24 protein-coding genes are annotated in these 19313 nt (G+C 55.7%); 16 read left to right on the forward strand and 8 right to left on the reverse strand.

Annotation, left to right across the window (positions count from 1 at the left end; all coding sequences use genetic code 11):
• Positions 1 to 105 precede the first annotated feature (105 nt).
• Together VW41_07970 and VW41_07975 are read right to left on the reverse strand one after the other, a co-directional pair.
• Complete coding sequence (locus VW41_07970) at positions 106 to 666, reverse strand: lipoprotein (protein AJZ88967.1); 561 nt, start codon at positions 664 to 666, stop codon at positions 106 to 108.
• 98 nt (positions 667 to 764) lie between these two features.
• Positions 765 to 1979 carry a multidrug resistance protein MdtH gene (locus VW41_07975; protein ID AJZ88968.1) on the reverse strand — a complete coding sequence of 405 codons (1215 nt, stop codon included), beginning with the start codon at positions 1977 to 1979 and terminating at the stop codon, positions 765 to 767.
• Between the two features lie 229 nt (positions 1980 to 2208).
• Between VW41_07975 and VW41_07980 the strand changes: the two genes are divergently transcribed.
• From VW41_07980 to VW41_08000, 5 genes are all read left to right on the forward strand, one after another.
• A complete protein-coding gene (locus tag VW41_07980) occupies positions 2209 to 2799 on the forward strand; it encodes a ribosomal-protein-alanine acetyltransferase (GenBank protein AJZ88969.1) in 591 nt (196 codons plus the stop codon).
• 3 nt (positions 2800 to 2802) lie between these two features.
• Positions 2803 to 3450: a hypothetical protein gene (locus VW41_07985; GenBank protein ID AJZ88970.1), complete on the forward strand. Its 648-nt coding sequence runs from the start codon at positions 2803 to 2805 to the stop codon at positions 3448 to 3450.
• Between the two features lie 2 nt (positions 3451 to 3452).
• Entirely contained in the window at positions 3453 to 4376 is a 924-nt protein-coding gene (locus tag VW41_07990) for a virulence factor MviM (GenBank protein AJZ88971.1), read from the forward strand.
• A 113-nt stretch (positions 4377 to 4489) separates the two neighbouring features.
• Positions 4490 to 6025, forward strand: coding sequence for a membrane protein (locus VW41_07995; GenBank protein ID AJZ88972.1), 1536 nt, complete (start codon positions 4490 to 4492; stop codon positions 6023 to 6025).
• Between the two features lie 77 nt (positions 6026 to 6102).
• Complete coding sequence (locus tag VW41_08000) at positions 6103 to 6585, forward strand: cold-shock protein (GenBank protein AJZ88973.1); 483 nt, start codon at positions 6103 to 6105, stop codon at positions 6583 to 6585.
• Between the two features lie 54 nt (positions 6586 to 6639).
• Here VW41_08000 and VW41_08005 read toward each other — a convergent pair whose 3' ends face one another.
• The 3 genes from VW41_08005 to flgA all read right to left on the reverse strand — a co-directional run bounded on the left by VW41_08005 (position 6640) and on the right by flgA (position 8116).
• A complete protein-coding gene (locus VW41_08005; protein ID AJZ88974.1) occupies positions 6640 to 7065 on the reverse strand; it encodes a flagellar biosynthesis protein FlgN in 426 nt (141 codons plus the stop codon).
• A 2-nt stretch (positions 7066 to 7067) separates the two neighbouring features.
• Entirely contained in the window at positions 7068 to 7361 is a 294-nt protein-coding gene (locus tag VW41_08010) for a Negative regulator of flagellin synthesis (protein ID AJZ88975.1), read from the reverse strand.
• A gap of 95 nt (positions 7362 to 7456) precedes the next feature.
• Entirely contained in the window at positions 7457 to 8116 is a 660-nt protein-coding gene (gene flgA / locus VW41_08015) for a flagellar basal body P-ring biosynthesis protein FlgA (protein AJZ88976.1), read from the reverse strand.
• 159 nt (positions 8117 to 8275) lie between these two features.
• On the opposite strand from flgA, the gene VW41_08020 reads away from it, so the two are divergent.
• The 11 genes from VW41_08020 (at position 8276) to flgL (ending at position 18188) form a co-directional block, all read left to right on the forward strand.
• A complete protein-coding gene (locus VW41_08020; GenBank protein AJZ88977.1) occupies positions 8276 to 8686 on the forward strand; it encodes a flagellar biosynthesis protein FlgB in 411 nt (136 codons plus the stop codon).
• Positions 8687 to 8689: 3 nt separating this feature from the next.
• Entirely contained in the window at positions 8690 to 9094 is a 405-nt protein-coding gene (gene flgC / locus VW41_08025; GenBank protein ID AJZ88978.1) for a flagellar basal body rod protein FlgC, read from the forward strand.
• 11 nt (positions 9095 to 9105) lie between these two features.
• Positions 9106 to 9804 (forward strand): flagellar basal body rod modification protein, encoded by a 699-nt coding sequence (gene flgD, locus VW41_08030; GenBank protein ID AJZ88979.1) that lies wholly within the window; start codon positions 9106 to 9108, stop codon positions 9802 to 9804.
• Between the two features lie 26 nt (positions 9805 to 9830).
• On the forward strand, positions 9831 to 11081 hold the full coding sequence (gene flgE, locus VW41_08035; GenBank protein ID AJZ88980.1) for a flagellar hook protein FlgE: 1251 nt from the start codon (positions 9831 to 9833) through the stop codon (positions 11079 to 11081).
• Positions 11082 to 11101: 20 nt separating this feature from the next.
• Entirely contained in the window at positions 11102 to 11857 is a 756-nt protein-coding gene (gene flgF, locus VW41_08040) for a flagellar basal body rod protein FlgF (GenBank protein AJZ88981.1), read from the forward strand.
• Between the two features lie 30 nt (positions 11858 to 11887).
• On the forward strand, positions 11888 to 12670 hold the full coding sequence (gene flgG / locus VW41_08045) for a flagellar basal body rod protein FlgG (GenBank protein ID AJZ88982.1): 783 nt from the start codon (positions 11888 to 11890) through the stop codon (positions 12668 to 12670).
• Between the two features lie 46 nt (positions 12671 to 12716).
• Entirely contained in the window at positions 12717 to 13421 is a 705-nt protein-coding gene (flgH, locus tag VW41_08050; GenBank protein AJZ88983.1) for a flagellar basal body L-ring protein, read from the forward strand.
• Between the two features lie 11 nt (positions 13422 to 13432).
• On the forward strand, positions 13433 to 14530 hold the full coding sequence (gene flgI / locus VW41_08055) for a flagellar basal body P-ring biosynthesis protein FlgA (protein AJZ88984.1): 1098 nt from the start codon (positions 13433 to 13435) through the stop codon (positions 14528 to 14530).
• Positions 14530 to 15474 (forward strand): flagellar rod assembly protein FlgJ, encoded by a 945-nt coding sequence (gene flgJ / locus VW41_08060; protein ID AJZ88985.1) that lies wholly within the window; start codon positions 14530 to 14532, stop codon positions 15472 to 15474. Before flgI ends, flgJ begins: the two co-directional genes overlap by 1 nt.
• A 75-nt stretch (positions 15475 to 15549) precedes the next feature.
• Positions 15550 to 17205 carry a flagellar hook protein FlgK gene (gene flgK / locus VW41_08065; GenBank protein ID AJZ88986.1) on the forward strand — a complete coding sequence of 552 codons (1656 nt, stop codon included), beginning with the start codon at positions 15550 to 15552 and terminating at the stop codon, positions 17203 to 17205.
• Between the two features lie 14 nt (positions 17206 to 17219).
• Positions 17220 to 18188, forward strand: a complete 969-nt coding sequence (gene flgL, locus VW41_08070; protein ID AJZ88987.1) for a flagellar hook protein FlgL — start codon at positions 17220 to 17222, stop codon at positions 18186 to 18188.
• Between the two features lie 86 nt (positions 18189 to 18274).
• On the opposite strand, the gene VW41_08075 is transcribed toward flgL, so the two are convergent.
• Genes VW41_08075 through VW41_08085 form a run of 3 tightly spaced genes read right to left on the reverse strand, consistent with a single transcriptional unit; the run spans position 18275 to position 19159 of the window.
• On the reverse strand, positions 18275 to 18457 hold the full coding sequence (locus VW41_08075; protein ID AJZ88988.1) for a hypothetical protein: 183 nt from the start codon (positions 18455 to 18457) through the stop codon (positions 18275 to 18277).
• Entirely contained in the window at positions 18457 to 18813 is a 357-nt protein-coding gene (locus VW41_08080; GenBank protein ID AJZ88989.1) for a cytoplasmic protein, read from the reverse strand. The genes VW41_08075 and VW41_08080 overlap by 1 nt, the downstream gene beginning before the upstream one ends.
• Positions 18814 to 18832: 19 nt before the next feature.
• Complete coding sequence (locus VW41_08085; GenBank protein ID AJZ88990.1) at positions 18833 to 19159, reverse strand: hypothetical protein; 327 nt, start codon at positions 19157 to 19159, stop codon at positions 18833 to 18835.
• Positions 19160 to 19313 lie beyond the last annotated feature (154 nt).

Below are 19313 nucleotides of genomic sequence, written 5' to 3' on the forward strand. Positions count from 1 at the left end.
ATGCCGGGCACTAAGGATAAGGGGAAACGTTATCGTTTGCACCCCTTATGTTGCAGATGTTGTGCAAAACCCTCAGAGCAGAAAAATGGCTCTGAGGGGGCGGGGCTATTCCGTTAGGGGAATGATGATTTCTCCCGGCTTAACTTCAATGCCTTTGGCATATTTCTTCGCCAGCGACTCACCTGTGCTGTGGTCCTCGCTCAGGATGTAAGCAGGCTGCTGATTGAAGTAGCTGCGCAGGGACTGGTTAAGGTAGGGGATCATAGTTTGCAGTACGGTCTGCATTTTTTGCGGTTCGACCTGAGCGTCCACCACCTCCATTTCCTGCAGGTAGATGGCGCCTTGCTCTTTATTAAACACCGGCAGCGCTTTCAGTTTGAGCTTCAGGATAGCTTTCTGGTTACCAAACAGTGACGTCATGTCGAGATTGGCATCGCCAGTCAGCGTAATTTTATTCGGCTCTTCCCGTCCAATCTGGCTGACTAAATGGGTTAACACCACATGGGCTTCGGCCACGCCGGGCAGGCCAATGTCCTTCGAGAAGTTATTGTGTTTTTCCAGCGACTGGTTAATCTCCTGTTCGCTCACGCTGTACTGCGTTAACTGGTTGCATCCTGAGAGCAGGCCGCTGAGCATCAATGCTGCGGCAAAAACAATCTTCTTCATAGGCTTCCTCAAAATAGTGGCTCCAATGCCGTGCCTTTCTTAATCAGCATAATGCGGCACGGCGGGAGCGGCTACCGGAAAAAGATGATACGAGAAAATTATCCCTGACCACCGGGCTCAAGCATCGTTGGCTCCACGGGTTTAAGGCTAAACTGCCACCACAGGGCGGCAAGGGTGATACAGCCGATAATACCGAGCATAACCCAGGGTAATTCCGGTTGCTGCAGGGCTTTTCCCGCGTCAAACAGCCAGCCTCCGCCGGTATAGCCGAGCGCGCCGCCCAGCGACAGGCCTAAACGGCTGAACCCCATGTAACTACCGCGAGCGCGAGCATCCGCCAGCGAAGCGCTGAGCGTTTCCCGGGCGGGCTCAGCGATGATTGAGCCGATGTAGAAGGTACAAATCAGGGCGAAAAGCTGCTGTAAATTGGACGCCAGGCCAATAGGCATCAGGCTCACAGTCATCAGCACAAGGCCGGCCATTAAGCGTTGCTCCAGGCGGAAGCGTCTTTCACTCCAGCGGGCGATAGGGTAGAGCAACGTCAGCGAAAGCGCGGCTTCAATGGCATACATCCATTTTACCGCCGACGCGGTACCGGCGATGTCGTTGACCATTAGCGGTAGCATCAGCATGACCTGCACCGCCAGCATGTAATAGCCGGTGAGCGTCAGGACATAGGTAATAAAACGTTTATCGCGGAACACGCGGCCCATGCCTTCGCGCATCGGGGTGCGAATAGTTGAAAGCTTATAGGCCGGCAGCAGCCAGGCGTTAAGCGCCGCACACAGGACAAACATCACGGCCCCGACGGCGCACACCAGGCGGAAGTCATACTGTAACAGCCAGCTACCCAACAGGGCGCCGATAACCGCGCCAGCGCTGTCCTGCATCATCAGGATTGAGAAGAAACGTCCCCGGTGCTGAGGGCGAACCAGTTTGACAACCAGCGCCGAGCGAGGTGGGTCAAACAGCGTCCCGCCAATGGCGGAGAGCAGGCAGGAAAGCCACAGCATCCAGGGCTCAGTCGCGATACCCATGGTGGCAAACCCGGCGGCACGCAGCAGCATCCCGGTGACGATCATCGGTTTTGCCCCCAGCCTGTCGGCAATTGCGCCACCAAAGACGCCCAGTCCCTGCTGGATGAATTGACGCAGCCCCAGGGCAATCCCGACCATTAAAGCGGCCCAGCCCAACTGGTCAACGAAGCGGATGGAAATCAAAGGGAAGACAACGAAAAAGCCCAATACCACTAACATGTTATCAAGCAGCAGGAAATATTTACCCAGGCTCCTTGCCTGCGCCACCCGCGACATCTCCCCTCCAGGGAACTTAATTAAACGCGACAAGTACTTATTCTCGCTTGCCGTTCGGGCTTTTAATACCTGATGCAGGACAATATTTTTTTATCGTTCAACGAGTTTGATTCAAGGCTTTCATCGAAAAAAGTGATGTTGCGTCATGTTGTTGTTTTCACACGACGGCCAGGCACAGGTATAGTAACCAGATGACCCCCGTTAACCGGGATGAAGGAGTGGGATAAACATGTTTGGCTACCGCAGTAACGCCCCAAAAGTTCGCCTGGTGACTGACCGACTGGTGGTGCGTCTGGTCCATGAGCGAGACGCCTGGCGTATGGCAGATTACTACACCGAGAATCGCCAATTTCTGAAACCCTGGGAACCCATTCGGGATGAGAGCTACTGCTATCCTTCGGGCTGGCAGGCCAGGCTGGGCATGATAAGTGAAATGCACAAGCAGGGCAGTGCGTACTACTTTGCGCTGCTCGACCCGGAAGAAAAAGAGGTCATCGGCGTCGCTAACTTTTCCAACGTCGTGCGCGGTTCGTTCCATGCCTGCTACCTCGGTTATTCCATCGCTGAAAAGTGGCAGGGGCAGGGGTTGATGTATGAGGCGCTGACCAGCGCAATTCGCTATATGCAGCGTAGCCAGAATGTCCATCGTATTATGGCCAACTATATGCCGCATAATCAGCGCAGCGGCGATTTGCTGGCGCGTTTGGGCTTCGAAAAAGAAGGTTACGCAAAGGATTATTTGCTGATTGACGGAGTATGGCGAGATCACGTTCTCACCGCGCTGGTTAATCAAGACTGGACCCCAGGTCGTGGAGTTTAAAAGATGAAATATCAGTTAACGGCGATTGAAGCTCGCGTCATCGGCAGCCTGCTGGAAAAACAGCTCACTACGCCAGAGCAATATCCGATGTCGGTCAACGGCGTAGTGACCGCCTGTAATCAGAAAACCAACCGTGAACCGGTGATGGATCTGAAAGAGCATGACGTCCAGGACACGTTGGACGGGCTGGTAAAAGGCCACTATTTGCGTACCGTCAGCGGGTTTGGTAACCGCGTGACGAAATACGAGCAGCGTTTTTGCAATTCAGAGTTTGGTAATTTAAAGCTGACGCCGGCAGAAGTGGCGGTCATCACCACTTTGCTGCTGCGTGGCGCGCAAACGCCGGGTGAGCTGCGCAGCCGGGCCGGGCGAATGTTTGAGTTCACCGATATGGCGCAGGTAGAAGCGACGCTGGAAGGGCTGGCCGGCCGTGACGACGGGCCGTTTGTCGTGCGTCTGCCGCGGGAGCCCGGCAAACGCGAAAGCCGCTATATGCATCTTTTTAGCGGGGAGGTTGAAGCCTCTGTGGCCCAGGAGCAAATCGCCAGCCCGGTTCCAGACGATCTCAGCGCGCGAGTGGACGCGCTGGAAACCGAGGTCGCCGAACTTAAACAGCGACTGGATTCATTGCTCGCCCATCTGGGGGATTAAGGATGACTAAATTACGTATCGGTGTCGTGGGGCTGGGCGGTATCGCGCAGAAAGCCTGGTTGCCAGTGCTCGGTGCATCCGGCGACTGGTCGCTGGTGGGGGCATTTTCACCAACCAAAGCTAAAGCATTACCGGTGTGTGAAACCTGGCGCATTCCGTATGTCGATTCCCTGAGCAATCTCGCGGCGCAGTGCGACGCCGTCTTTGTCCATAGCGCTACCAGTGCCCACTACGCGGTGGTGAATGAGCTGCTCAATGCGGGCGTTAGCGTCTGCGTGGATAAACCCCTGGCTGAAAACCTGGCCGACGCCGAAAGGCTGGTGGAGCTTGCCGGGCGCAAAAAACGCACCCTGATGGTGGGCTTTAATCGCCGTTTTGCCCCGCGCTATCAGCAGCTAAAGGCAAAGCTCTCTGCCGGGGCATCTTTGCGCATGGATAAACATCGCAGCGACAGCGTTGGCCCTGGAGACCTGCGCTTCACGCTGCTCGATGACTATCTTCACGTCGTGGATACCGCACTCTGGCTTGGAGGCGGCTCCGCCCAACTGCAAAGCGGGACGTTGCAAACCAACGAGTCGGGGCAAATGCTGTACGCCGAACACCATTTCAGTCAGGGAAGTCTGAGCGTGACCACCAGTATGCATCGCCGCGCCGGAAGCCAGCGTGAGTGGGTGCAGGCGGTGACTGACGGCGGGCTGTATGAAGTGACCGACATGCGTCAGTGGCGGGAAGAGTGCGGGGCTGGCGTGGTAGAGCAGCCGATTCCGGGCTGGCAAACCACCCTGGAACAGCGCGGCTTTACGGGGTGTGCGCGGCACTTTATCGACTGTGTGGCAAACCAGACTGCGCCTGAAACGTCCGGCGAGCAGGCTCTGGTGGCGCAGCGTGTCGTGGAGAAGCTCTGGCGCGAGGCAATTAGCGAATAAGCTGTAACATATCGCGGTAGCAATTCAGCGCCGTATCGGTAGACTATGCCGACTTGTCATCATCCATGTACGCCTGCATTGCAGGCGTTCATGTTTGTGGAATAACAGAATAAATGAACCTATTAAAATCGCTGGCGGCCGTCAGCTCGATGACCATGTTTTCACGCGTGCTTGGCTTCGCGCGCGACGCCATTGTGGCAAGGGTATTTGGGGCAGGGATGGCGACAGATGCCTTCTTTGTCGCGTTTAAGTTGCCGAATTTGCTGCGCCGAATCTTTGCCGAAGGCGCGTTCTCCCAGGCGTTTGTGCCGATTCTGGCCGAATACAAAAGTAAGCAAGGCGAAGATGCAACGCGCGTCTTTATCTCGTACGTGTCCGGGCTGTTAACCCTCGCACTGGCGCTGGTCACCGTGCTCGGGATGCTCGCTGCCCCGTGGGTTATTCTGGTTACGGCACCGGGTTTTGCCGACACGGCGGATAAATTTGCGCTGACCTCAAGCCTGCTACGCATCACCTTCCCATACATCTTACTGATTTCGCTGGCGTCGCTGGTGGGCGCGATTTTAAATACCTGGAACCGCTTTTCTGTTCCGGCGTTCGCCCCGACGTTCCTTAACCTCAGCATGATTGGCTTTGCGCTGTTTGCCGCCCCGCACTTTAATCCGCCGATTCTGGCTCTGGCCTGGGCGGTGACGGTAGGGGGCGTGTTACAGCTGGCCTACCAGCTGCCGCACCTGAAGAAAATTGGCATGCTGGTGCTGCCGCGTATCAGCTTTAAGGATGCGGGGGCAATGCGGGTTATCAAGCAGATGGGCCCGGCGATCCTCGGCGTTTCCGTCAGCCAGATTTCATTGATCATCAACACCATATTTGCTTCGTTCCTGGTGTCCGGTTCGGTTTCCTGGATGTATTATGCTGACCGCCTGATGGAGTTTCCGTCCGGCGTTTTAGGCGTGGCACTCGGCACCATCTTGCTGCCGTCGCTGGCGAAGAGTTTTGCCACCGGCAATCATGATGAGTATTCCCGGCTGATGGACTGGGGGCTGCGTCTCTGCTTCCTGTTGGCGCTCCCAAGCGCGGTGGCGCTGGGGATTCTGGCCAAACCGCTGACCGTCTCTTTGTTCCAGTACGGTAAATTCTCCGCTTTTGATGCCCTGATGACCCAGAGGGCGTTGGTGGCGTATTCAGTCGGCCTGATGGGGCTTATCGTCGTCAAGGTTCTGGCACCAGGTTTCTACTCCCGGCAGGACATTAAAACGCCGGTTAAAATAGCCATCGTGACGCTGATTTTGACCCAGCTAATGAACCTCGCGTTTATCGGCCCGCTGAAACATGCCGGGCTTTCCCTGTCGATTGGTCTGGGAGCCTGTATTAACGCCTCGCTATTGTACTGGCAGCTGCGTAAGCAGGACATCTTCAAGCCGCAGGCGGGCTGGGCCGCGTTTCTGCTTCGTCTGGTAGTGGCCGTGCTGGTCATGTCCGCGGTACTGATCGGGATAATGTACGTTATGCCGGCGTGGGATCTGGGCAATATGCCTTATCGACTGCTGCGTTTGATGGTGGTCGTGGTGGCAGGTGTCGTCGCTTATTTTGCGACACTGCTGCTGTTGGGGTTCAGGCTGAAAGATTTCGCCCGCCGCACGATTTGATTTTTTCTGGGTGGGTGACGGTTTCGTCAGGCCACCCTATTCTTTATATGTTGAAAGGTTAATTAGGTGACAGAGCGATGAGAGGAATAATCACAACCTGGTTCGAAGACAAGGGCTTCGGATTTATCAAAGATGAAAACGGCGAAAACCGTTATTTCCATGTGATTAAAGTCGCCAACCCGGAGCTTATTAAGAAGGACGCGTCGGTGACCTTCGAGCCGGGTACCAACAATAAAGGGCTGTCGGCGTTTGCCGTGAAAGTGGAGCCCGAGAGCAAGCATCTGTTTATTGCGGGCGAGCGGCTTAAAATCACCTCGATCAAGTCTTTCGTGGTCTACAGCGAAGAAGAACCCGCGGACAGCAAGATCGATAAAGAAAATGCGGTGCTCTCAGTGGGCCTGCTGATGAACAGTATTCGCCCGAAGGTCGAGAAAAAAGAGGGTGAAATGCGGACGGTGAAAAAACTGGCGGTGACGACGTTCCAGGGCACCACTCATCTCTTTTCAGAAGATGAGATTGACATCGACGCTACGGTAAAAGTGTTGAATTCACTGAAATAAACGATCTGCTGGTCAAGGAGAGTGTTGACCAGCAGCTTTCATTGGCGAGGAAAATCAGATAGTGATTTTTTTACCGCCGCGGTTACCCTGCGACGTTGCCTGCCCGTCGGCGCCATAGAAGTCGGGTGCCTGATGCGGTTTTAACACCGCGATCGCCTGCTCATTGCGGGCCATCTGGTCTTCCAGTAACCAGCCGTTATGCTGATTAATGTCCCGCAAATGCAGGGTTTTTTGCGTAATCGTCTGCCACCGCTGGCTAACGTCCAGGCTGGTTACCCCCCCGGCATTTTGCTCTACGCGACGCTGCTGTTCCAGGTAATCCAGCGTAGCCAGCAACGAGCTTTTATCTTCAGTTATACGTTGCAGCGCATTGCTGTTTATCTGGCCTGCGGAAAGCTGCAGCTGTTCAGCGTCCATCACCTCTTTCAGTGAATTCAGCACTGCGGTCATTTGGTCCAGCACTTCTAACAGACGACTCACCGTTATTTACTCGACAAATAGCTTTGGGCTTCCTGGAGCAGTGCATCGGCGATTTTGCCGGTATCCATCTTCAGGTCACCGTTACGAATAGCCGTCTTCAGCGCTTCAACGCGTTCCATGTTGATATCGCCGGTGCCGGGCTGCATCAGTTTAGCCTGGGCATCGCTCAACTTAACGCTGGTGCTGTTGGCGGTTGTGGATTTCTCAAGACGGCTTTTCAGCGTCTGTGGATCGCTGGTTTCACGCGGTTGTACGGTGCTTACCGGTTTCAGTGGCGACGTGCGATCAATGCTCATTGTTCTCTCCTCATCGAGGGGCTCGCGGCGTAAGAGCCAGTCAGTATCATTTGTTGATAGTACTATCGGCAGTCGCCGCGGAATCTTTAAAAAGATTATAGATTAATCAGAATATTCCCATCAGCATCCACTGTCCCGCTGACCACCTGTCCTGAGGACATCCGAACGCGGGCATTTTGCGCGACCGCAGCGTTATTCAGCGCCTTGCCTTCGCCGTTAACGCTAAAGCCTTCGCCGGAAGCAATCACCTGAACCTGCTGACCGGCCTTCACCCGCCATGCCTGGCGCACCATTGACTGAATAACCGGCTGCCCGGGGGCAATATCCCGGAGCGAAACGGCATCTGTCGCCTGGCCGATATCCAGCATAGTGCGTGGCGGCAGTTGGTCAAGACGCCCCTGTGTTAACTGCACGCTATTTGCCTCGATCCTTGCGCCGCGGGCGATAGGGCGACTGGCAACCACATACTGACCCGTGGCCATCACCTGAACCTGGATAAAACGTTTGTCGCTGCCGCAGCGGGCCATGACGCTGACGTTGCCCCACAGTTTGGCATTTCCGGGCGTTGAGAATTCTGGCTGAGGGCAGGCGGGAAGCTGAGCCTCCGGCGTTTTCACCTTGACGCTGACGTCATTGCTAATTCCCGCCAGCCGCTGTTGGAAATACTCAGTCAGCGGCCCATCGAGTGCGCTCGCCAGGGCCAACTGACTGACCAGTAAACTGGCTATGCCGCTCAAGATTTTCAGGCTTCTCATCGCGCTTCTCCGTATTCAGATTGCGGTGATTTTAACCGCGAGCCGTTTTGATCAAGGCGATAAATAGCGACGTATTTTGCGTTTATTCCACCCATCGCGTACGCGTAAGGCGCTTTAAGCTTTCGGACGATTCCTAATTCTATGGACCATGGAGGAAGCATGCTCGATAAACTGGACGCCGCACTGCGATTTCAGCAAGAAGCGCTTAATTTGCGTGCCCAGCGCCAAGAGATTCTGGCCGCGAATATCGCCAATGCCGACACGCCGGGCTTTCAGGCGCGCGATATCGACTTTGCCAGTGAAATGAAAAAAGTGATGGAGCGCGGACGCGTTGAAGGAGGCGGCATGTCTCTGGCGCTCACTTCGGCACGCCATATTCCGGCACAAACCCACTCCACTCCGTCGCTCGATCTCCTCTACCGCGTACCTGACCAGCCAGCCATGGACGGTAACACCGTCGATATGGACCGTGAACGTACGCAGTTTGCCGATAACAGCCTGAATTACCAAACAAACCTCACGGTGCTTGGCGGGCAAATCAAAAGCATGATGTCGGTGCTACAGGGATAATCGATGGCCTTACTCAATATTTTCGACATCGCCGGTTCGGCAATGACGGCCCAGTCTAAACGCATGAACGTGGCGGCAAGTAACCTCGCCAACGCGGACAGCGTCACCGGACCTGACGGCCAGCCTTACCGCGCAAAACAGGTCGTTTTCCAGGTTGACGCCGCACCCGGTGCGGCGACCGGCGGCGTTAAAGTGACCAAAGTGGTGGAAAGCGATGCCCCGGACAAGCTGGTTTTCCAGCCGGGTAACCCGCTGGCGGACGCGCGTGGCTATGTGCGTATGCCTAACGTCGATGTGGTTGGGGAGATGGTCAACAGCATGTCCGCCTCCCGGAGTTATCAGGCCAACGTCGAGGTGCTCAACACCGTGAAGGGCATGATGATGAAAACGCTCACTCTCGGTCAGTAACAGGAGCCTATATGTCCATTGCAGTCAAAATGAACGATCCGACTAACAATGTTGATCCTACGGCTGGCGCATCGAAAAACAGCCTGACGGGCAACAGCGCCGCAGACCTGCAGGGGAGCTTTTTGACCCTGCTGGTGGCGCAGTTAAAAAACCAGGATCCGACCAACCCGATGCAGAACAACGAACTGACCACGCAGCTGGCGCAGATCAGTACCGTTAGCGGCATCGAAAAACTCAATACCACGCTGGGCTCAGTTTCCGGCCAGATCAACCAGAACCAGTCTCTGCAGGCCAGCGCCCTGATTGGCCATGGCGTGATGATCCCGGGCAACAAAATCCTGGCGGGGACCGATTCAAAAACCAACACCATCAGCACCACGCCGTTTGGCGTCGAGCTGCAGCAGGCGGCGGACAAAGTCACGGCCACTATCTCCGATAAAGACGGCAAAGTGGTTCGTACTATCGAGATTGGTGGGCTGAGTGCCGGGGTGCATACCTTTACCTGGGACGGCAGCGCCAACGACGGCACCAACGTGCCGGACGGCTCTTACACCGTGGCGATCAATGCCACGAATGGTGGGACACAGCTGGTGGCTCAGCCGCTGAACTTCGCCATGGTGAGCGGTGTTATCAACGGCAAAGATGGCCTCAAACTGGATCTCGGGACCTACGGTTCTACGACCCTCGATGCAATCAGGCAAATTATTTAAGCCTATAACCTAAGCAGGAGTAAGACATGGCGTTTTCTCAAGCGGTCAGCGGCTTAAATGCTGCGGCCACCAACCTGGACGTGATTGGTAACAACATTGCCAACTCCGCCACCTACGGTTTTAAATCCGGCTCGGTCTCTTTTGCCGATATGTTTGCCGGCTCTAAAGTGGGCCTGGGCGTTAAAGTCGCCGGCGTGACCCAGAACTTTGGCGACGGTACCACCACCAGCACCGGCCGTGGCCTGGATGTGGCTATCAGCCAGAACGGTTTCTTCCGCCTGGTGGACAGCTCCGGTTCCGTGTTCTACAGCCGTAACGGGCAGTTCAAGCTGGACGAAAACCGCAATCTGGTCAACATGCAGGGGCTGCAGCTGACCGGCTACCCGGCAACCGGTACGCCGCCAACTATCCAGCAGGGTGCGAACCCGGTAGGTCTGTCCGTGCCGAACACGCTGATGGCGGCGAAAACCACCACCACCGCATCCCAGCAGATCAACCTGAACTCTACCGACAAACTGCCAACTGTGACGCCGTTCGATCCGACCAACGCGAACAGCTACAACAAGAAAGGCACGGTAACCGTTTACGACAGCCAGGGTAACGCCCACGGCATGGACGTGTACTACGTGAAAACCGCAGACAATACCTGGCAGGTCTACACCAAAGACTCTTCGGTAGCAGGTTCCACGCCGACCTCCGCCGGGTTTATGCGTTTCGACAATAACGGCAACCTGCAGGGTATTACTGCCAATGCCGCCGATCCGATTCCAAACCCGAACACGTTGCCAACCAGCATCAACGTGACGACCGGCGTCACCAACGGCGCGACGCCAGCCACCTTCGCGCTGAGTTTCCTGAACTCCATGCAGCAGAACACCGGGTCTAACAACATCGTGGCCACCAACCAGAACGGCTATAAGCCGGGCGACCTGGTCTCTTACCAGATTAACGATGATGGCACCGTGGTCGGGAACTACTCCAACGAGCAGACTCAGCTTCTGGGACAAATCGTGCTGTCCAACTTTGCTAACCCTGAAGGTTTGCAGTCCCAGGGCGATAACGTCTGGACCGCGACGAACTCTTCCGGCGTGGCGCTGTTGGGGCTCGCGGGGACAGGTAACTTCGGTACCCTGACCAGCGGGGCGCTGGAGTCTTCGAACGTGGATCTGAGTAAAGAACTGGTCAACATGATCGTCGCGCAGCGTAACTATCAGTCGAATGCGCAGACCATCAAAACCCAGGACCAGATCCTCAACACCCTGGTTAACCTGCGCTAAGCGCCTGAAGGGACGGCTTAATGGATCATGCAATCTACACCGCCATGGGCGCTGCCAGCCAGACGCTGAATCAGCAGTCCGTCACGGCGAGCAACATGGCGAACGCTTCCACACCGGGATTCCGCGCGCAGCTTAATGCGTTGCGGGCGGTCCCGGTTGAAGGGCTTTCTCTGCCAACCCGTACCCTGGTCGTTGCCTCAACGCCAGGAGCCGATATGACGCCGGGTCAGCTGGACTACACCTCGCGCCCGATGGACGTTGCTTTGCAGCAGGATGGCTGGCTGGCGGTGCAGACGCAGGACGGCGGAGAAGGCTATACCCGCAACGGTAACATTCAGGTCAGCCCTGCCGGTCAGTTGACCATTGGTGGCCGGCCTGTTATCGGCGAAGGTGGCCCTATTGCGGTGCCGGAAGGTTCGCAGCTTACCATTGCCGCGGACGGGACTATCTCCGCGCTGAATCCGGGCGACCCGCCGAATACCGTGGCGCCCATTGGCCGACTGAAGCTGGTGAAAGCCACGCAGCAGGAGGTGGTGCGCGGTGATGACGGGCTGTTTCGTTTAAACGCCACCGCCCAGGCGACACGCGGTGCTATAGCGCAGGCCGACCCAACCATTAAGGTGATGTCCGGCGTACTGGAAGGCAGCAACGTCAAACCGGCAGAGGCAATGGCGGATATGATTGCCAACGCCCGCCGTTTTGAGATGCAGATGAAAGTTATCGCCAACGTTGATGAAAACGAACAGCGCGCTAACACGCTGCTGCAAATGACCTAACGCCCGGCTTACTTATTACAGGATTCAAACATGATCAATTCTTTATGGATCGCCAAAACGGGTCTTGATGCTCAGCAAACCAATATGGATGTGATTGCCAACAACCTGGCAAACGTCTCCACCAACGGTTTTAAGCGTCAGCGCGCCGTGTTTGAAGATTTGCTTTATCAAACTATTCGTCAGCCGGGGGCTCAGTCTTCTGAGCAGACGACGCTGCCGTCTGGTCTACAGATCGGGACCGGTGTTCGCCCGGTTGCCACCGAGCGTCTGCACAGCCAGGGCAACCTGTCTAAAACGGACAACAGCAAAGATGTGGCCATCAAAGGCGAAGGTTTCTTCCAGGTTCTGCTGCCGGACGGTACAGCCGCTTATACGCGCGACGGTTCCTTCCAGGTTGACCAGAATGGTCAGCTGGTGACGGCGGGCGGTTTCCAGGTGCAGCCTGCGATTACCGTGCCGGCAAACGCCCTGAGCCTGACTATCGGCCGTGACGGTGTGGTGAGCGCAACCTTACAGGGGCAGACCGCGCCAGTACAGGTCGGACAGCTGAACCTGACGACCTTTATGAACGATACCGGGCTGGAAAGTATCGGTGAGAACCTTTACACCGAAACGCAGGCATCCGGTGCGCCAAACGATTCCACGCCGGGATTGAACGGCGCAGGTCTGCTCTATCAGGGCTATGTTGAGACCTCAAACGTAAACGTTGCTGAAGAGCTGGTGAACATGATCCAGGTTCAGCGCGCGTACGAAATCAACAGCAAAGCGGTCAGCACGACCGACCAGATGCTGCAAAAACTGACGCAAATGTAAGGCGTGTGCCGGCGCGTGAAAGCGCGTCGGCTGCCGTGACCTGAAGATGAAAGCAATGCAAAACCCAATGGTGCTCCGTCCTGTTGTCCTGAGTCTGGTGCTGGCCGTAAGCGGCTGCGCCTTAGTACCTAGTAAACCGCTGGTTGAGGGGGCGACATCTGCCCAGCCGGTGCCTGGTCCTGCGCCAACGATTAACGGTTCAATATTCCAGACCGCGCAGCCGATGAACTACGGCTATCAGCCGCTGTTTGAAGACCGTCGCCCACGTAATATCGGCGACACCCTGACCATCCAGCTTCAGGAAAACGTTAGCGCCAGTAAGAGTTCCTCGGCGAATGCCAGTCGCGATGGAAAATCGTCGCTTGGCTTTGACACGGTACCGACCTTTGCTTCGGGATTATTGGGGAATGGAAAAGCTGACCTGAACGCCTCTGGCAGCAATGGCTTTAACGGTAAAGGCGGCGCCAACGCCAGCAACACCTTCAGCGGCACGTTGACGGTGACCGTGGATCAGGTGCTGGCCAACGGAAACCTGCACGTTGTAGGTGAAAAACAGATTGCCATCAACCAGGGGACGGAGTTTATCCGCTTCTCTGGCGTAGTGAACCCGCGCACCATCAGCGGCAGCAACACCGTTGCGTCGACCCAGGTGGCGGATGCCCGAATTGAGTATGTCGGTAACGGCTACATTAATGAAGCGCAGAATATGGGCTGGCTGCAGCGCTTCTTCCTTAACGTATCGCCGATGTAAGCGAGGGTACCATGGTTAAATATTTATTCGGGTTGGTTGTGCTGCTGACCGCGGCTTATGCATCAGCTGACCGCATTCGTGACCTGACGACCGTGCAGGGCGTGCGTGAAAACTCCCTGATTGGCTATGGCCTGGTCGTCGGGCTGGACGGAACCGGTGACCAGACGACGCAAACGCCGTTTACCACCCAAAGCCTGAACAACATGCTTTCTCAACTGGGCATTACCGTCCCGACCGGCACCAACATGCAGCTTAAAAACGTTGCGGCGGTGATGGTGACGGCAAAATACCCGGCGTTTGCGCGGGCAGGGCAAAATATTGATGTTGTCGTGTCCTCTATGGGTAACGCGAAGAGTCTGCGCGGCGGTACGCTGCTGATGACGCCGCTCAAGGGCGTGGATAACCAGGTTTATGCCCTGGCGCAGGGCAACGTGCTGGTGGGCGGCGCGGGCGCGGCAGCGGGGGGCAGTAGCGTCCAGGTAAACCAGCTTAACGGCGGGCGTATCACCGGCGGCGCGGTCATTGAACGTGAGCTGGCCGGTACTTTCGGCAACGGCAACACCCTCAATCTGCAGCTTAATGATGATGATTTCAGCCTGGCCCAGCGGATTACCGACACCATTAACCGCTCCCGTGGCTTTGGCAGCGCAACTGCACTGGATGGCCGTACCATCCAGATCCGCGTGCCAAGCGGCGGTAGCTCTCAGGTCCGTCTGCTGGCGGATATCCAGAACCTTGAGGTGAGTATGCCGGTGCAGGATGCACGGGTGGTGATTAACTCTCGTACAGGCTCTGTGGTGATGAACCGCGAAGTGACGCTGGATAACTGTGCCGTTGCTCAGGGGAACCTGTCGGTGACCGTAAATCGCCAAAATCAGGTCAGCCAGCCGAATACGCCATTTGGCGGTGGCCAGACCGTCGTCACGCCGCAAACCCAGATTGATTTACGCCAGAGCGGCGGTTCGGTGCAGCGCGTTAACTCCAGCGCGAACCTGAATAACGTGGTGCGCGCGCTGAACGCGCTGGGGGCATCGCCTATCGATCTGATGTCTATCCTGCAATCCATGCAAAGCGCAGGCTGCCTGCGTGCAAAACTGGAAATCATCTAATGCTGACTGACGCCCGTTCACTTGCCAATGCCGCGTTTGACGCTAACTCGCTCAATGATTTAAAGGCGAAGGCCGGACAGGATCCTAAGGGCAACTTGAAGGAGGTTGCCCATCAGGTGGAAGGGATGTTCGTACAGATGATGCTGAAAAGCATGCGTGAGGCGCTGCCGAAAGATGGCATTTTCAGCAGCGAGTCCACGCGCATGTATACCAGCATGTATGACCAGCAAATAGCTCAACAGCTGAGTGCGAAAGGGCTGGGGCTGGCGGATGCGATGGTTAAGCAAATGAGCAACGAGCAGGTTGAGCCGTTGGAAACCGCAGGTCAGGTGCCGATGAAACTTGATCCGCAAACTGTCACCAGCTACCAGAACCAGACGCTAACGCAAATGGTGCGTCAGGCCGTGCCTCGTGCGCCGTCGAACGAAGAGCCGATGAGCGGAGACAGCAAAGACTTCCTGGCGCAGCTCTCGCTCCCGGCGCGTTTAGCCAGTGAAGCCAGCGGTATTCCGCACCACCTGATTCTGGCGCAGGCCGCGCTGGAGTCCGGCTGGGGACAGCGCCAGATCCGCACCGAGAAAGGCGAGCCAAGCTTTAACCTGTTTGGCGTCAAGGCGACACCAGGCTGGAAAGGGCCGACGACGGAAATTACCACCACCGAGTTTGAAAACGGTGAGGCGAAGAAGGTGAAAGCGAAGTTCCGCGTGTATAGCTCTTACCTTGAAGCGCTGTCGGACTACGTTGGCCTGCTGACGAAAAACCCACGCTATGCCGCCGTGACCAATGCGTCTTCAGCGGAGCAGGGCGCTCAGGCGCTGCAAAACGCCGGTTACGCAACGGACCCTAACTATGCGCGCAAGTTAACCGGCATGATCCAGCAGCTGAAAGCCATGAGCGACAAGGTATCTAAAGCCTACAGCACTGATTTGTCGAATTTGTTCTGAAGAGACTCAAGTCCCGTGGCCTGCTGCCGATAATAAGTAGCAGAACCTTTGACCACACGCTATCAAGGAACCTTCATGTCCAATAGCCTGATTAACAGCGCCATGAGTGGCCTGAGTGCTGCCCAGGCGGCATTAAGCACCGTCGGCAATAACATTTCTAACTATAACGTAAGCGGTTATACCCGCCAGACGACGATCCTGTCCCAGTCAAAAAGCACCCTGACCGGGGGCGGCTATATTGGCAACGGCGTGTATGTTAACGGCGTGCAGCGTGAATACGACTCCTTTATTACTAACCAGCTGCGTGCGGCTCAGACGCAAAGCAGCGGGCTGACAACCCAGTACCAGCAGATGTCAAAAATTGACAACATTCTGTCCGGGACCACCAACTCGCTGTCAAAAACCATGCAGGACTTCTTCTCATCGCTGCAGACGCTGACCAGTAATGCTCAGGATCCGGCGGCTCGTCAGGCGCTGTTGGGCAAGGCGGACGGTCTGGTAAACCAGTTTAAGGTGACCGACCAGTATCTGCGCGATCAGGACAAGCAGGTTAACCTTTCGATCAGCAGCAGCGTGGACCAAATCAATACCTACGCTAAGCAAATTGCTAACCTTAACGATCAGATTTCTCGCCTGAAGGGCGTGGGGGCTGGCTCAGCACCGAATGACCTGCTTGATCAGCGCGATCAGCTGGTTAGCCAGCTAAACCAGATCGTGGGTGTAGACGTTAGCGTGCAGGATGGCGGCACCTATAACGTCTCTATCGGCAACGGTATTAGCCTGGTGCAGGGCGACACGGCTAACCAACTGGCGGCCGTTAACTCCAGCGCAGATCCTTCCCGTACCACGGTGGCATTTGTCGACCCTATCGCCGGTAAGGTGGAAATTCCAGAAAGCCAGCTGAATACCGGCTCTTTGGGCGGTCTGTTCACCTTCCGCACTCAGGATTTGGACAGCGCCCGTAACCGCCTGGGCCAGATGGCACAAGCTTTTGCTACGGCAATGAACAGCCAGCACACCCAGGGCTATGATGCCAACGGCGATAAAGGGACCGATCTGTTTACTATCGGTGGCCCAACCGTCCTGAGCAACAGCCGCAATACCAGCGGCACTCAGCTCACCGCCACCCCCACCGACAGCAAGCAGATTCAGGCCAGCGATTACAAGGTTGAGTTTGTGGGCGGGAACTGGAAAGTGACCCGTCTGTCGGACAACGCCAATATCAATCCTGGCACTACCACGGACGCTGGCGGCAACGTGAGCCTGAACTTTGACGGACTGAAAGTTGGCGTGAGCGGCACGCCCGCCAACAATGAAAGCTTCACCGTTAAACCGGTATCCGATGCGGTGGTCAACATGAGCCTGGCCGTTAAAGATGAGGCGAAACTGGCGCTGGCAAGCGATCCTACTTCAGGCAAGAGCGATAACCGTAACGCCCAGGCCATGCTGGATCTGCAAAACTCCAAGCAGATCGAGGGCAACAAGTCGTTTAACGATGCGTATGCCACCCTGGTCAGCGATGTGGGTAACAAAACGGCGAGCCTGAAAGTGACCAGCACAACGCAGGGGAACGTGGTGACGCAGCTAACCAAGCAGCAGCAATCTATCTCGGGCGTTAACCTCGACGAAGAGTATGGCAACCTGCAGCGTTACCAGCAGTACTACATGGCTAACGCCCAGGTCCTCCAGACTGCATCAACGCTGTTTGATGCGTTGCTGAATATTCGCTAACGGGAGCCAGCGTCATGCGTATCAGTACCCAGATGTTATATGACCAGAACATGCGCGGCATCAGCGATGCGCAGAGTTTATGGTTGAATTATGGCGAGCAGATGAGCACCGGTAATCGGGTGAACAGGCCATCAGATGATCCGGTTGCGGCAGCGCAGGCCGTGGTGCTTTCCCAGGCCCAGTCCATGAACGATCAGTACAAGCTAGCGCGAACGTTTGCTAACCAGAAAGTTTCGCTGGAAGAGAGTGTTTTACAGCAGGTGACGTCGTCTATCACCACTGCTCAGGAAAAGGTGGTTAAAGCAGGGAACAGCGGGACGCTGAACGATGATGACCGTGCTTCTTTAGCCACGGAGTTGGAGGGGATCCGTAACCAGCTGTTAAACCTGGCAAATAGCACCGATGGTAACGGACGCTATATTTTTGCTGGTTATAAAACAGAAGCGGCACCGTTCACCGGAGGTTCAGGCAGCGTGACCTACAACGGCGGGAACATTCCTATCACCCAGCAGGTAGACACTTCCCGTACCATGACTATTGGCCATACCGGAGACCAGGTCTTTAATCATATCTCCAGTAATGCCACGCCGGAGCCAGACGGCACGCCGAGCGAAACGAACCTGTTCAATATGCTGGACTCGGCGATTACTGCGCTGAAAACCCCAATGGCGGGGCAGGACGATGCGGGCAAAAAAGCGCTTGATGCCGCAGTAGCAAAAACAAACCGTGGTTTAAGCAATGCGTTGAGTAACGTATCAACGGTTCGCGCTGAACTGGGTTCGCAGCTGAACGAGCTGAGTAATCTTGATGATTTGGGAAGCCAACGTGCGCTGGCGCAGACCGATCAGATGAGCCAACTGGTGGGGGCTGACTGGAATGCCACCATCTCTAACTACGTACAACAGCAGGCTGCATTGCAAGCCTCCTATAAGGCTTTCAGCGATATGCAAGGCATGTCACTGTTCCAGCTTAATAGCCGATAGTCTTCAACGTTTTGGGCGCGTGATGAAACTGCACGCGCTTTATATGCCCGCTTCCGCACCCCGGAGCGGGCTTTTTTTTGTTCATTTTACCAGCCGCAAACTTCGTGTTCGTCTTCCGTGTCATAAGCGCGGACGGTGTTGACCAGGTCTTTGACCACGTCGGCAGCGACATCCGGGATCAGGAGCGTCATTGGCGTTTCGGTCTCATAGTCCACCGAGACGCCGTTGCTGTTGTTGGTCACGCTGACGGTGTAGGTTGCTTTGCTCATCATGAATGCCTCTGGCTGTTGACCACTTTACCCAGGCCAGTGCCTTCCAGCTTCGCTTCCGGGGAGGCAAAGAAGTCGATATTGAAATAAGTGTCGTCGGTCAGAAGCTCAATGCGATGCCACTTTTGCGGCGGAGAAATAGCAAAGGCTCCGGCCTCAATAACGATTTCCACATCAGGAGTGGTCGAATCGGCGTCAGGAAAACCAAAATATTTCACCGCGCCCTGCATCACCGAAAGGCGCCCATAAACGCCGGCTTTGGTGTTGTGATGGGTGAACAACGCGGCAGGGGCGGTCTCTTTGGTCCAGAACGACGTGGCGCGGGTATGTACGTAGTTTTTGGGAATAGTCAGCATAATAAGATTCCTTCTGTCATTACATTGAGCGGAGCACTTCCGGGGCGACAAAAAAGTCGATGTTGAAGACGGCATCATCGGTGATTAGTTCGAGATGATGCCATTTCTCTGGCGGGAATACCCCGAAGTGACCCGCTTCAACGATGAGCTCGGCTTCCGGTTCGGGCGTGGTGGCATCGGCATAACCCAGGTAACGAACTTTTCCTTGCATGACGCTCAGGCGGGGATACACCCCGGGGCGAGTGCCTTTATCGAGATGTCGTTGAAACAGACCCGCCGGGGCAGAGTCTTTATCCCAGAAGGGAGAAGAGTGGGTGTGAATGCAGTTTTTCGGCACAGGGAGCATGGCGTGTTCTCCTCAACAAGTTCTGCAGGCATTACATCATACAATTGACCGAAGTGTTTATCATAAAATGCATTTTAAATGCATCTTACAGGGTGGCAATTCTGCCGCATATTTGTAGGTCAGGGAAATAAAAAAAGCCGGTCAGGTGACCGGC

Source organism: Klebsiella michiganensis (genome assembly GCA_000963575.1).
GTDB classification, from domain to species: Bacteria; Pseudomonadota; Gammaproteobacteria; order Enterobacterales; family Enterobacteriaceae; genus Cedecea; species Cedecea michiganensis_A.

What these genes read in the sequence shown, in the direction of transcription:
- VW41_07970 (AJZ88967.1), bottom strand. Translation starts at nt 666, where the DNA reads ATGAAGAAGATTGTTTTTGCCGCAGCATTGATGCTCAGCGGCCTGCTC.
- VW41_07975 (AJZ88968.1), bottom strand. Translation starts at nt 1,979, where the DNA reads ATGTCGCGGGTGGCGCAGGCAAGGAGCCTGGGTAAATATTTCCTGCTG.
- VW41_07980 (AJZ88969.1), top strand. Translation starts at nt 2,209, where the DNA reads ATGTTTGGCTACCGCAGTAACGCCCCAAAAGTTCGCCTGGTGACTGAC.
- VW41_07985 (AJZ88970.1), top strand. Translation starts at nt 2,803, where the DNA reads ATGAAATATCAGTTAACGGCGATTGAAGCTCGCGTCATCGGCAGCCTG.
- VW41_07990 (AJZ88971.1), top strand. Translation starts at nt 3,453, where the DNA reads ATGACTAAATTACGTATCGGTGTCGTGGGGCTGGGCGGTATCGCGCAG.
- VW41_07995 (AJZ88972.1), top strand. Translation starts at nt 4,490, where the DNA reads ATGAACCTATTAAAATCGCTGGCGGCCGTCAGCTCGATGACCATGTTT.
- VW41_08000 (AJZ88973.1), top strand. Translation starts at nt 6,103, where the DNA reads ATGAGAGGAATAATCACAACCTGGTTCGAAGACAAGGGCTTCGGATTT.
- VW41_08010 (AJZ88975.1), bottom strand. Translation starts at nt 7,361, where the DNA reads ATGAGCATTGATCGCACGTCGCCACTGAAACCGGTAAGCACCGTACAA.
- flgA (AJZ88976.1), bottom strand. Translation starts at nt 8,116, where the DNA reads ATGAGAAGCCTGAAAATCTTGAGCGGCATAGCCAGTTTACTGGTCAGT.
- VW41_08020 (AJZ88977.1), top strand. Translation starts at nt 8,276, where the DNA reads ATGCTCGATAAACTGGACGCCGCACTGCGATTTCAGCAAGAAGCGCTT.
- flgC (AJZ88978.1), top strand. Translation starts at nt 8,690, where the DNA reads ATGGCCTTACTCAATATTTTCGACATCGCCGGTTCGGCAATGACGGCC.
- flgD (AJZ88979.1), top strand. Translation starts at nt 9,106, where the DNA reads ATGTCCATTGCAGTCAAAATGAACGATCCGACTAACAATGTTGATCCT.
- flgE (AJZ88980.1), top strand. Translation starts at nt 9,831, where the DNA reads ATGGCGTTTTCTCAAGCGGTCAGCGGCTTAAATGCTGCGGCCACCAAC.
- flgF (AJZ88981.1), top strand. Translation starts at nt 11,102, where the DNA reads ATGGATCATGCAATCTACACCGCCATGGGCGCTGCCAGCCAGACGCTG.
- flgG (AJZ88982.1), top strand. Translation starts at nt 11,888, where the DNA reads ATGATCAATTCTTTATGGATCGCCAAAACGGGTCTTGATGCTCAGCAA.
- flgH (AJZ88983.1), top strand. Translation starts at nt 12,717, where the DNA reads ATGAAAGCAATGCAAAACCCAATGGTGCTCCGTCCTGTTGTCCTGAGT.
- flgI (AJZ88984.1), top strand. Translation starts at nt 13,433, where the DNA reads ATGGTTAAATATTTATTCGGGTTGGTTGTGCTGCTGACCGCGGCTTAT.
- flgJ (AJZ88985.1), top strand. Translation starts at nt 14,530, where the DNA reads ATGCTGACTGACGCCCGTTCACTTGCCAATGCCGCGTTTGACGCTAAC.
- flgK (AJZ88986.1), top strand. Translation starts at nt 15,550, where the DNA reads ATGTCCAATAGCCTGATTAACAGCGCCATGAGTGGCCTGAGTGCTGCC.
- flgL (AJZ88987.1), top strand. Translation starts at nt 17,220, where the DNA reads ATGCGTATCAGTACCCAGATGTTATATGACCAGAACATGCGCGGCATC.
- VW41_08075 (AJZ88988.1), bottom strand. Translation starts at nt 18,457, where the DNA reads ATGAGCAAAGCAACCTACACCGTCAGCGTGACCAACAACAGCAACGGC.
- VW41_08080 (AJZ88989.1), bottom strand. Translation starts at nt 18,813, where the DNA reads ATGCTGACTATTCCCAAAAACTACGTACATACCCGCGCCACGTCGTTC.
- VW41_08085 (AJZ88990.1), bottom strand. Translation starts at nt 19,159, where the DNA reads ATGCTCCCTGTGCCGAAAAACTGCATTCACACCCACTCTTCTCCCTTC.